The 12,504-nt window shown below is 40.9% G+C and carries 8 protein-coding genes; 5 read left to right on the top strand and 3 right to left on the bottom strand.

Features of this window, described 5'->3' with window-relative positions:
• Positions 1-38 precede the first annotated feature (38 nt).
• Positions 39-866: a DUF1206 domain-containing protein gene (locus NMK36_RS17060; RefSeq protein ID WP_254174234.1), complete on the top strand. Its 828-nt coding sequence runs from the start codon at positions 39-41 to the stop codon at positions 864-866.
• A gap of 195 nt (positions 867-1,061) precedes the next feature.
• On the opposite strand, the gene NMK36_RS17065 is transcribed toward NMK36_RS17060, so the two are convergent.
• The gene (locus tag NMK36_RS17065) at positions 1,062-1,445 is read right to left on the bottom strand and encodes a phage holin family protein (protein ID WP_072719499.1); all 384 of its coding nucleotides are present in this window, start codon (positions 1,443-1,445) and stop codon (positions 1,062-1,064) included.
• A 207-nt stretch (positions 1,446-1,652) separates the two neighbouring features.
• On the opposite strand from NMK36_RS17065, the gene NMK36_RS17070 reads away from it, so the two are divergent.
• Entirely contained in the window at positions 1,653-1,850 is a 198-nt protein-coding gene (locus NMK36_RS17070) for a YqaE/Pmp3 family membrane protein (RefSeq protein WP_072719500.1), read from the top strand.
• A 289-nt stretch (positions 1,851-2,139) separates the two neighbouring features.
• On the opposite strand, the gene NMK36_RS17075 is transcribed toward NMK36_RS17070, so the two are convergent.
• Complete coding sequence (locus NMK36_RS17075; RefSeq protein ID WP_245824251.1) at positions 2,140-3,786, bottom strand: sensor histidine kinase; 1,647 nt, start codon at positions 3,784-3,786, stop codon at positions 2,140-2,142.
• Between the two features lie 1,088 nt (positions 3,787-4,874).
• On the opposite strand from NMK36_RS17075, the gene NMK36_RS17080 reads away from it, so the two are divergent.
• The 3 genes from NMK36_RS17080 to rpsU all read left to right on the top strand — a co-directional run bounded on the left by NMK36_RS17080 (position 4,875) and on the right by rpsU (position 11,881).
• Positions 4,875-8,969, top strand: a complete 4,095-nt coding sequence (locus tag NMK36_RS17080) for a DUF4347 domain-containing protein (RefSeq protein ID WP_254174235.1) — start codon at positions 4,875-4,877, stop codon at positions 8,967-8,969.
• A 17-nt stretch (positions 8,970-8,986) separates the two neighbouring features.
• Positions 8,987-11,320: an Ig-like domain-containing protein gene (locus NMK36_RS17085; protein ID WP_254175197.1), complete on the top strand. Its 2,334-nt coding sequence runs from the start codon at positions 8,987-8,989 to the stop codon at positions 11,318-11,320.
• 363 nt (positions 11,321-11,683) lie between these two features.
• A complete protein-coding gene (gene rpsU, locus NMK36_RS17090) occupies positions 11,684-11,881 on the top strand; it encodes a 30S ribosomal protein S21 (protein WP_006616180.1) in 198 nt (65 codons plus the stop codon).
• 140 nt (positions 11,882-12,021) lie between these two features.
• On the opposite strand, the gene NMK36_RS17095 is transcribed toward rpsU, so the two are convergent.
• The gene (locus NMK36_RS17095) at positions 12,022-12,477 is read right to left on the bottom strand and encodes a GAF domain-containing protein (RefSeq protein WP_083580027.1); all 456 of its coding nucleotides are present in this window, start codon (positions 12,475-12,477) and stop codon (positions 12,022-12,024) included.
• Between the last annotated feature and the right edge of the window lie 27 nt (positions 12,478-12,504).

Consider the following 12,504-nt stretch of genomic DNA (forward strand, 5'->3'; position numbering starts at 1 on the left):
GTTAAATTAGAAAGATCAAATCTAATTTGAAGGACGTTATGAGTTCTAATCGACCTTCCTATACTGTCACTGCAAATCGTTCAACTTGGATAGAACGTTTAGCCCGCTTAGGGTATATAACGAAAGGCTTTGTTTATGGATTAATTGGAGTGTTAGCCCTAATGGCTGCCTTTGGTTTGGGCGGACAAACAACGGATACCACTGGAGCCTTACAGACAATTGCAACCCAACCTTTTGGACAATTTCTATTAGTATTAATCACGATTGGATTAATCGGATATGCCCTATGGCGATGGATTGAATGTATTCAAGATCCTGAACATAAAGGTAGCGATGCGAAAGGAATTTTTAGCCGTTTAGGTTATGCGATAAGCGGATTAATTTATGCCGGATTAGCCTTAACATCGGCTCGTTTAGTCATGGGTGCAGCCACCGGAGGCGGAAATTCCCAACAAGATTGGACAGCGTTTGTACTCGCTCAACCTTGGGGAAATTGGCTAGTTGCCACCCTAGGAGCATTCATTATTGGCTTAGGGTTTTATATGTTTTATAAAGCCTATAAAACTAAGTTTACTCAAGAGCTAGATTTAAGGAATTTAGAACCCAAAAAGCAAAACTTATTAATTAATATTTGCCGATTAGGGATTTTTGCTAGAGGGATTGTTTTTGTTATTATTGGTTTTTTCTTGATTCAAGCCGCTCGTTTTACTAATCCCAATGAAGTTAAAGGAATTGATGGAGCTTTACAAACCTTAAAACAACAACCTTTTGGTAAATTTCTATTAACTTTAGTCGCTTTAGGTTTAGTTGCTTACGGAATTTATATGGCGGTAAAAGCCATTTATAAGCGCATTGAAGTGGATTAAGGAGTTTAGGGGGAATCTTTACTAATTTGTATCAGATATATAGCAAGTTGAAAGGAATTTTATAAAATGGTCAACTTGATTATTAATACTAAAAAATACTTTGATTTGCAGTTCGGGGCGAGGCGCGCCTCGCCCCTACGATCAATTGGGATCAAGACAGTTGTACAATTGATTTAGACTTACTATAGATGCCACTTATTTAGTTAAGGGTTCTTGAGCATTAAATTGTTGGGGATATTTCTCCACAAAATAACTATTCAAGAAAGTATTAACGGCTGATAAAATTACAGGGCCTAAAATAAAGCCCAAGAAACCATAGACCTGAAATCCAGGAACTAATACAGAAGCCAACCAGAAACACAAACCATTAACAACAAAGGAAAAAGCACCCAAGCTTAAAAAATTCAGGGGAAGAGATAATGTTGAGATCACAGGCTTAATAAAAGCATTCACCCCACCAATGGCTACTGCCGCAATTAAAGCAGCCGGAAATGTGGCTAGATTTACTCCAGGAACAACAAGATCAACAACTAATAAACTTAGAGCCGTTGCTACCAAAGTCAATAACGATGCCATCATAAATTTTCCTCAATTTTTTACAAATCTAACAAATTTTACTTTTTATCTTAGTTAAAAAAAGTAATGATTGACCTCTATAGATAGATAGATTCGTTATCGTAAATCATTTTCATCCCCCAGACCTGAATCGTCCTTTAGAAAGATGTAAATCTAAGGGTTAAAATTAAAAATAAAAGCATAAGGTAGTTGCTATGGAAACCAATTCTGATGAGATTATTACAAGTTATCTTAGGAATTCTTTTGCCACCTCTTGGGGTTTATTTAACAGTTGGGTTTAGTTCAGCACTGTTATTTAATATTCTGCTTACTCTGTTAGGTTGGCTACCCGGTTCAATTCATGCGGTTTGGGTGATTGCCAAGCACGCCGAAAGACAAGGAGAAGTAGAAAGAACCTACAATACTTAACAGATTTTCTCGAATTTTATCTCGGTAATCTCTACAGGGTCGCCAATAAATTTCGAGTTAGGATTTGTTCCAAAGTTAAGCCTGGTTTCATCATGAAACTGGGTTTTTTTACAAGTTATAGAACTACGCGCTTTTATAGCACTACGCATTACGGTTAGGACATTTTTAAACTCTGAAACCCTTTCAATTCTTACTGTTCCCTGTTCCCTGCTCCCTGTTCCCTCTTCAAGTAGCACTATAACAAAGAATAGTAGGTTCTAACCCTTGTTACAAGGTTGAGTATGGTTATTTATCCTTTGACATGAACGGGTAGCCAAACACTAAAAATAGAACCTTTATTAATTTGACTTTCTACGGTAATCACTCCCCCCAAAATTTGGCATAAACGCTGACTAATAGCTAGTCCTAAACCCGTTCCCCCAAAACGTTTTGTTGTAGAAGCATCCGCTTGAATAAACGGTTTAAAAATCTGTTGTAATTGTTCTTCTGTCATCCCAATTCCTGTGTCTCGTACTCGAAACACCAGATATTGAGGAGAGTTAGCAATCAATCCATACATTAACTCATCATCTTCTGAAATAGGGGGTTTTTCCTGAGTTCGTTCAATAATTAAATAAATCGTTCCTTTTTCAGTAAATTTAGAAGCATTACTCAGTAAATTTAATAAAATTTGTCTAACTTTCGGCATATCGGCATACATCGTTCCAATATTAGATTTAGCCTTAACTTTCAAAACATTATTATTTTTTTCGGCTAAGGGTTTAGCCGTTGTAATCACATCTTCTACCAATTTATCAACGGGGAAATTTTCTAAATATAGGGTGACATGACCCGCTTCAATTTTAGAAATATCTAAAATATCACTAATCATATCCCGCAGATGCTTTCCGGCGGTTTGAATTCGTTCTAGGTCAGGTAAAAAGTCTGTATATCCCAAATCTTCAGATTCATCATGAAGCATTTCACTATAGCCAATAATCGCATTTAAAGGGGTTCTTAATTCATGACTCATATTGGCTAAAAAGACACTCTTAGAACGGTTGGCAGCTTCCGCCGCCATTTTTGCTTTTTGCAATTCTTCCGTATACTCAGCAACCCGTTGAATTAAATGATTTAAAGATAGCGTTAATGCTCCCAATTCATCGGAACTGGTCACGGGAGCTTGTAAGGCAAAATCCGATTCTTCACTCACTTGCTCGGCGACTTTAATCATTGTTTCCAAAGGAAAGGCAATCATTCGACCAATACCAATGGCTAATATGATTGCTAATCCCCCAGATATTAATAAAGTAACGATAATAATTTGATTGCTTAAAACACTGATTTTATCATAAGCTTGGATTGCATTTTCGGCTCGTTTCCGAAATCTATTTTCAAGTTGAGTTGTTTCTGAATAAAGGGGATAAACTTGGGTAATTCCGGCACTCCGATTCAAATCAATCAAAGATTTTTGAACGGATTGCAAAATTTTAGGATTAAGGTTAGGTCTTTCTGTGATTTGAATGAGTTTTTCAAACGGGGATGAATAGTTATTGAGTCGTTCTTTATAGCGTTGAGTTAAGTCTTGTAAGAGTTGATAATCCTGTTGAACCTCGTTATCTGTAGTTTCAGGAATATTTTGAAGTTGTTGAAGCTGATTATTCATCACAAAAAGAGTAGAACGCAAGGCTGAAACCCCTCGTTCAACTTTTTCCATATCCTGGCTATTGCTGAGGAATTGGACTAAATTATCTTGATTATGCTTTAACTGTAGAAGACTTTGGCTGAGTCCATCAAGAACCGTTGCTTTCTCCTGATCAATTTGCAATTGGGTTCGCAGAGGTTTTTGAGAAGCGGTTTCAATTAAAAATGCTGTGGTTACGCCAACCAGCACTACCCCAATCACTAATCCATAACCCCAGCCAATTTTTTGCCGAATGCTTAGACGATCAAACATAGGCAATACAATGCCAGAGGAACGTTTACTTTTTGTTAAGTTATGTTGAGATGAAATTAGAGACATCCGCAAGGTCGCTCTTAGCCAAGAAGGTCTATATTATTTTATGCTAGTTGACATCCACCTTGCTGTTCTACGCCAGGGATTTCCTAAAACAAAATTAACTGAATTGCTTGAGGGATGTTGACGCTTCACGGGATGCCACTACTTTTAAGATAACCTTATGTTTCCTTGTCGTCCATTTTCTCTAGCTGATTGCCCACCCGGAACGTTACGATTTACCCCAGTATTTTCCAGCGAGTACACCCAACAAACTGAGAGAGTGGGATTTTTGATCAATATATCCGTGTTAACTCGGATAATAGTTTTAAAACAGGGTCATAGAAGTTAGAATCTCAATTGATTATTCTTAATATTTCTCCACTCATCTATCGCTTCTCTACAACAAGATAATAGGTCTATAACCCTTGTGGGGAGGGATTTGGTTCCCAGATTTAATGAATTGGATTCAAAAAAGCACTTTTACTATATTGATAGTATCTTGTCAACTGTTAATAGGACAATTTTAAATCTGACATATACAGAGTGATTTTCTCAAACATCCGCATTTATACTTACAAAATGTAAATTGTGATACACAATTTTAATTCAGGGTCAAAAGCATCATAATAGTGTATCAGTGTCTCTCGAATACAAACTGGATCATCAGTTTTCGAGAAATCTAGCTTTTTGTATAAAAAAAATCCTTCTTTCTATGAAAGAGCATTGTTTTAATTGTGTATATTTCTGCACAAATCTAGTTTTAAAAGCTTCCCTACTTGTTTGATGATTTCTAAAAGTAGTGATGAATATTTTTGGATTTGCTCGCCAATGCCTTTCAAAGCAAAAACGCATCTCTAATAGGAGTTTATCAGTATAATCTCTAATCTAATGAGCAAAAGCTTTTTTGCTATAAAAATTTGCGTTTAAGATAGATTATACTTAATGGATAAAAAAGTATCTTGCCATTTAAGATACTGAGTTTATCTTGTATAAACCCCATTTATTAAACTTTCTTAAAGCCTATCTCAATCAAAGGAAATCAGGGTATGTCATCTAATCATAATTCCATCCATAATTCTCATAAAACCCTTGTTGTTATTGATTCTCAAGTTGAGAATTATGAAACATTACTACAAGGTATTGATCCAAATGCAGAGGTAGTAGTTCTTGACCCAAATCAAGACGGAATTTATCAAATTACTTCTATTTTATCAAATTCTAACAATATTGGCTCTCTACAAATTATTGCTCATGGAAGTTCAGGAAGTATCCAATTAGGCAATACAATTTTAGATAATCAAACCTTAAATCAATATACTGCACAATTCCAAGAATGGCAAACCGGATTAACTGAAAATGCTGATATTTTATTATATAGCTGTAATACGGCTTCAGGAAGTTTAGGACAATCTTTCGTTACAAATTTATCCCAACTAACTCAAGCAGACATCGCAGCCTCGGAAAATTTAACAGGTGCGACTCAGTTCGGAGGAGATTGGAATTTAGAATATGCAACCGGAACCATTGATACCAGTTTAGCCATTCAAACTCAAACGTTATCGAACTATGATGGCGTATTACTGAACACATTAGTCGATGAATCTTTTAATAATAGCACCCTAACACCTCAACCCCCAGGAAGCGCTTCACCTACGATTAATTGGTTGTATGGAAATAACACGAAAGGTTCGGCGGATGTTGTTGCTGATCCTTCTCTGTTAAATACTCAATTTTTTCCCTACTTAACAGCGCGAACAATTAGAGCACCTCAACAAACTACTGGTGCAATTCCTGGGATTCCTTCATCAGGAGTAACGGCTGATCCTGATGGGACGGGAGCCTTAAGGTTAACTTCAGCTACCACTAACCAGTCAGGGTTTGTGATTTATAATCAACCCGTTTCTTCCACCTCTGGATTAACAATATTATTTGATTATTACTCCTATGGAGGAACCGCTGATGCAACAGGGAATAGAGGAGATGGATTAAGCTTTTTTTTAATAGATGGCAGCAAATCTCCAACCAAAGCAGGAGCGTTTGGGGGTTCCTTGGGATATGCTCAAAACCGCTCTAATAATACAGACGGTATCGCCGGAGGTTATATTGGAATTGGATTTGATGAGTATGGGAACTTTGCTACAGAGGTCAGAAGTAGTGATAGTGCAACTATTCGTGTAGGAGCAAGTCCCCTAGCAGGTGCCGCTAAAAAAACTTCTGTTCCTGATTCGATTACAATTCGGGGGAGGGAAATTCTATCTGGAGCCGGGGTACAAGATCGCAATCAATCTTATCCCTGGATTAATACTTATAATACCTTAGCAGGAGGTATTACTAGCATTGATGGGCCTAATGGTGCAACGAAAAGAACGGATGCAGGTGTTGAAAGAAAAGTAGGAATTCAACTGTCTAAAGATGGAAAATTAAGCCTTTTCTTTGATGCTGATGCTGATGGAATTGGAGATGCAGGTGAATATGTTTTTCAGAATTTGGATATCAAAGCAGCCAATGGAGGTATAGTACCTGCTACCTTCAAATTTGGCTTTGCTGCCTCTACGGGTGGAACTACAAATATTCATGAAATTACCAATACCAAAGTATTAAGTTTGGGTTCTCCCCCAGTTGTTGATTTGAATGGCAGTACCATTGGAACTGATTATACCACGACCTTCACCGAAGGTAATAGTCCAGTTAATATTGCTAGTAATATCGCGGGCAATCTTGCCACAGTCAGTGATCCTGATGGGAATGATATTATCAGTCTTACCCTCCAGATTTCTGGTATTTTAAATGGAGCCTCAGAAGTCTTAACAATTGGGGGTACAGAGTTTCCCCAAAATGCAAATAAAACAGCAACAATTACAGTAGGTAGCACCAGTTTCAATGTTGCTTACGATGACACCCAAAAGGAAATTAAAGTCACTAAACCGGATAATAGCAATATTCTGACGGCTGACTTACAGAGTTTATTACAAGGTATTACCTACAAGAATACTTCAGAAAACCCCACTGCCGGAGATCGTAAGATTAATGTGTTTGCTAATGATGGTGTTAATGTTAGTAATACTGCTGTTAGTACAATTACGGTTGTACCTGTCAACGACCCCCCCGTCATCGATTTAGACAGTAGCCAACCCGGAACAAACTACACAACAACCTTCACCGAAAACAGTGCAGGAGTAGCCATAGCCAATAGCGATATTAGTATCACAGACCTAGACGATACCAATATTGAAAATGCTGTTATTACCCTGACGAACGCTCAAACAGCAGACAATTTAACCCTGCCCACATTCCCCACAGGAATTAGCGGAACAATTGACACCAGTGTAGCTGGACAAATCACCGTGAATTTAACGGGGAGTAGCAGTTTAAGCAACTATCAAACCGCCATTAAAGGAATTCAATTTAGCAACAATAGCAGCAACCCCGACCTCACCCCTCGGAATATTTCAGTGGTGGTCAATGACGGAGAAAATGATAGTAATATTGCTCAAACAACCATTAATATTAATCCGACACCAACACCAACACCATCTCCAACACCATCTCCAACACCAACACCAACACCAACACCAACACCAACACCAACACCATCTCCAACACCATCTCCAACACCATCTCCAACACCAACACCGACACCGACTCCATCTCCATCTCCATCTCCATCTCCATCTCCCACACCTAATCCCACACCAACACCATCTCCAACACCAACGCCGGAACCGACTCCCACACCGCCACCGAATCCCACACCGACACCAACGCCGGAACCAACTCCCACACCATTACCAACACCTTCACCGACACCAGCGCCAGAGAATATTTCTCCGGTGGCTGACAGCCTGAATGCTGCGGTTTTACCCAATAGTAAGATTCCCATCTCACTATCAGGAAGTGACTTTGATGGTACTATTGTTAGTTTTACAATTACCAGCTTACCGGATGCAGCCGATGGGATATTGCTGCTCAATGGTCAACCTGTACAGTTGAATCAGGTTTTAACCCCAGAAGAAGCGACACAACTGGAGTTCCAAGCTATAGGAACCTTTAATGGGGGTAGTTTTGGTTATACCGTTACGGATAATCAAGGAGCAACTGACTCCACTCCAGCTACGGTAACACTGATTCAGCCTTCGGTAAATCAACCTCCGACTGCTAATAATATCAACCTTACCTTAACTCCGAATAGTACCACACTTGTTTCTTTATCGGGACAAGATCCGGATGGAACAATCGCGACTATCACCATTACCAGCTTACCGGATGCAGCCGATGGGATATTGCTGCTCAATGGTCAACCTGTGGAGTTAAATCAGGTTTTAACGCCTGAAGAAGCTACACAACTGCAATTCCAATCTACAGGAACTTTTGATGGTAGCCAGTTTAACTACATTGTCACGGATAACCAAGGTTTAAGTTCGCCAGGAGTTGCTGTTGTTAGTTTAATTGCGCCTCTGGTAAATCAACCGCCTGTGGCGAATAATTTGAACGTTTCTATTACCCCTAATACCACTGTTCCTGTCAGCTTATCGGGGAGTGATCCTGATGGGACTGTCGCAAGTTTTACCATTACCAAACTGCCAGATCCGGCGGATGGGGTGCTGCTGCTTGATGGTCAACCTATAACATCCAACCAGGTTTTGACCCCTGAACAAGCCTCTCGCCTGCAATTTCAATCTACGGGTAGCTTTAATGGTAGTAGCTTTAGCTACACAGTAACAGATAATCAAGGTTTAACTTCAGCCGGAGCCGGAACCATAGGGTTGATCCTACCTCCCGTCAATCAACCTCCCATTCCCAATAACTTAAATACTCTGATTGTCCCGAATAGCACCGTAAATCTACCGAGTCTATCAGGGACAGATGCCGATGGAACCGTTGCCAATTATACAATTACTGCTTTACCAGATCCGGCTGATGGCTTGTTATTACTGAATGAAAACCCTGTCACCCTGAATCAAACTGTTACACCCGAACAAGCTTCTCAACTGCAATTCCAAGCAACAGATCAGTTTGACGGAGGTAGCTTTAGTTACACGGTTACGGATAATCAAGGGACAGTTTCAGTACAGGCGGCAACGGTGGCTTTAGTTTTACAGTCACGGATGACAAAGGCGCAACCTCTCCAGCGACGACTTTAAACTTAAACTTTCAACCCATTCCCAATCAACCTCCGGTTGCTACGGATGAAAATCTGGAAAGCACTCCTAATACACCAATTACTTTTAATATTGCTGATCAGATCACTGACCCCGATGGCACGCTTAATTTAGCCACTGTGGATCTTGACCCCAATACTCCGGGTCAACAAAAAACCATTACTCTGGACAATCAAGGAACCTTTAAGGTTGATGATCAGGGCAATATTACCTTTACCCCAGTTCCAGGGTTTGCTGGAGTTGCAACCCTGAGTTATACGGTTGAGGATAATCAAGGTGCTACTTCAAATCCTGCCAAAGTTGGGGTGACGATTCCCAATCAACCCCCAGTTGCTGAAAATCTTAACCTTTCAGGAATTGTCAATACTTCTGATTCGGTGAAAATACCCAATTTGGTCGCAACGGATTTAACCGGAAGTATCGTTGGCTATAGTCTCACCAGCTTACCTAATTCTGAACAAGGAACCTTATTCTTAGGTCAAACCCCGATTACGGATCTGAGTCAGGTACAAGGACTCACCCCAGAACAAGCCCAAACCCTAGCCTTCGCTCCCAATCCTAACTTTGTAGGTTCCTTTGTTCTCAATTATCTGGCAACGGACAATTTCGGTGCTACTTCTAATCCAGCAACCCTAACCATTTCTGTAGTAGCTGCACCCATTCCCACGCCAGAACCCACGCCAGAACCCACACCCATTCCCACGCCAGAACCCACACCCATTCCCACGCCAGAACCCACACCCATTCCCACACCCATTCCCACACCCATTCCCACACCAGAACTCATTCCCACACCAGAACCTACACCACCACGGTCATCTGGGCAAAATTCTGAGTGTAATATCTGTCTCCCTGCTCCAGAGTTACCGAATGTCATATTCCCTGAACCTCCCATACTAGGTTTAGAGTCACCCAATCCTACTTTCAGTATCCTGAATGGAACACAGGGCAATGATGTTGTCATCGGAGTCATTGCTAATCAAAGCATCTTTACCTTTGGTGGGGATGATTTGATTACAGCCTTTACAGGAAATGAAAATGTCTATGCTGGTGAAGGAAATGATACCGTTGATGCTTTATCCGGTAATGATTGGATTGAAGGAGGCGGGGGTGATGATTTACTTCGGGGTAGCTATGGCAATGATACCCTTCAGGGTCAAGAGGGGAATGATACTCTCTTAGCTGGAATTGATGATCCTGATGTTCCCCAAGACTTGGAAGGACGGGATTGGCTCAGTGGGGGTACTGGAGATGATTTTCTATCGGGTAACGAAAACAACGATACGCTGACGGCAGGAGAAGGCAACGATATCGGATATGGGGGTCAAAATGATGACCTAATTTTTGGAGATCACGGCAACGATACTCTCTATGGTGATGAGGGGAATGATACTGTGATTGGCAGTCCCACTGATGATGTTGTTAACGCAGACGAGGAACAGGATGTCCTCTATGGCTACACAGAGGACGATTTACTCCAAGGCGGTGTTGGCAACGATACGGTTTATGCTGGCCCTGGCAATGATTTTGTGTTTGGCGGTCAAGGTGACGATCTCCTCCGGGGTGAGTTGGGTACGGATACGATCTATGGAGATCAGGGTAATGACACCATCTTTGCCGATAATCTCAGTATTGGTATTGACACCGATGCTCTCAGTAACACTGGAGATGGGGCTGATGTAGTTTGGGGAGGAGCCGGAAATGATTGGATTTCTGGCAACCGCAACAACGACACCCTCATGGGCGGTGAGGGCGATGATACAGGATATGGCGGTGAGCAGGATGATATGCTCTATGGAGATGTTGGAAATGATCTCCTGTACGGTGATCAAGGTACGGATATTCTCTGCGGTGGTGATGGAGATGATACCCTCTATGGCGGTCTGGGCCAGAATAATACCGTTCATGATAGTTCAGCTAAAGATCAATTAAGTGGTGGTGCGGGTAACGATCTACTGTCGGCCAATGAGGGAGAGAATAAACTTTGTGGTGGCGATGGCAATGACACCCTCTACAGTGGACAACAAAATGATACCTTGAGTGGGGGGTCAGGGGATGATTGGTTGTTTGGGGATCTCGGTGATGATTTAATCAGTGGCGGCAGTGGTAGTGATCGCTTTGTTATGTCTGCTGAAACTGGGTTTGACCAAATTATTAATTTCCAAGTCGGAGAAGATATTTTAGTCTTGGCTAACGGTTTAACGTTTAATCAATTAACCCTCACCCAAGATGGAACTTCTACCTTAATTCGGGTAGGGGATAAATCCTTAGCCCGTCTTGCGGGTGTATCGGTAGATTTAATTACTCCGAATAGCTTTGAACTCTTAAGTTAAGCTATAAAGGAGCATTTCCAGCCTGGTACTCTTTGTGACTCGACATCCTGATTCCCAAAAGCTGATTTTCTCTTATCTGTTTGCATTCATCACAACCGTCTTAGTTGTGTTATGGACGCTCAGGGGCTTATCCTTTTTAGCTTTTATTCCGGGTTATGTGATTTGGATATTACTCATCCTCTCAATTGGTACTGGTGTTTTAAGTTCGGTGAGCCGCTAAATTTAGGCTCTATGCCCTACTATCTCCAGGATTGTAGCCATCACAAACATGGACGAGATCTCCCCTATTGCTGTAATATGGCATAAGGGGAATAATCTCACAAAAAATTTTCAAATGTTGTTGTAGACCATTAAGGAGAGGACATGACCCAAGTTATTCTGGGTGAAAATGAACAGCTAGAGTCAGCCTTAAGACGTTTTAAGCGTGAAGTTTCTAAGGCTGGCATTTTGGCGGACGTTAGAAAAAAACGTCACTTTGAAACCCCTCCAGAAAAGCGTAAGCGTAAAGCCATCGCTAACCAACGTCAAAGACGTGCTTTCCGCAAAAAACGGATGTTCTAGTTTTAGGGATTTTACAACCTAAAACCTCACTCTGAATGAACCGCGCCACAACTCCCGCTTGAGGCCCAATGGACAAAGCCGGGAGTAACGTCGCGGATTTTCGTTTTTTCCAGGTCTCTTTGATCTTGCATACCTTCATTCTAACTTGTGGATTCTGAATGTTGAGAGAGGGGAAGGTAATCGGAAATCGTCGCTCCATAATTGACTAACTTTTGCTGATCTTGTTCAGTAAAGCTTTCAGCGTCTAAACGATTCAAAGCCATTAAAGCACCCCAAAGTTGACCTTGGAAAAATAAAGGTATTGCTAAAGCGCTTTTAATTCCCCAGGCTTGTGCAGTATCTTGGCGAACTCGAGGATCTCCCTTGGTATTTTCGACTAAAACAGGACATGAACCTTTAAACACTATTCCCGGTAAACCGGATGTCGCTGCATTTGCTCGTTTTCCCACAACATCTGCTGCATATTTTCCTACGGCTGCCGCAAAGTAAACTTGCTCACCAGAAGATTCTGCCAGCATAACAACAACCGTTTCAGCTTGCAGTAATTCTTGAACTTGTTCAGCAATGGTTTGTAATGTTAGAGCTTGATTCATCATTCTTTCTCTGTGGAGACCCCCACTGAA

It is taken from the genome of Planktothrix pseudagardhii (assembly GCF_904830925.1).
Lineage (GTDB): Bacteria > Cyanobacteriota > Cyanobacteriia > Cyanobacteriales > Microcoleaceae > Planktothrix > Planktothrix tepida.

Excerpts from the sequence above, each read along its gene's own strand:
- NMK36_RS17060 (WP_254174234.1), top strand. The coding sequence starts at position 39 with ATGAGTTCTAATCGACCTTCCTATACTGTCACTGCAAATCGTTCAACT.
- NMK36_RS17065 (WP_072719499.1), bottom strand. The coding sequence starts at position 1,445 with ATGATGGCATCGTTATTGACTTTGGTAGCAACGGCTCTAAGTTTATTA.
- NMK36_RS17070 (WP_072719500.1), top strand. The coding sequence starts at position 1,653 with ATGAGATTATTACAAGTTATCTTAGGAATTCTTTTGCCACCTCTTGGG.
- NMK36_RS17075 (WP_245824251.1), bottom strand. The coding sequence starts at position 3,786 with ATGTTTGATCGTCTAAGCATTCGGCAAAAAATTGGCTGGGGTTATGGA.
- NMK36_RS17080 (WP_254174235.1), top strand. The coding sequence starts at position 4,875 with ATGTCATCTAATCATAATTCCATCCATAATTCTCATAAAACCCTTGTT.
- rpsU (WP_006616180.1), top strand. The coding sequence starts at position 11,684 with ATGACCCAAGTTATTCTGGGTGAAAATGAACAGCTAGAGTCAGCCTTA.
- NMK36_RS17095 (WP_083580027.1), bottom strand. The coding sequence starts at position 12,477 with ATGATGAATCAAGCTCTAACATTACAAACCATTGCTGAACAAGTTCAA.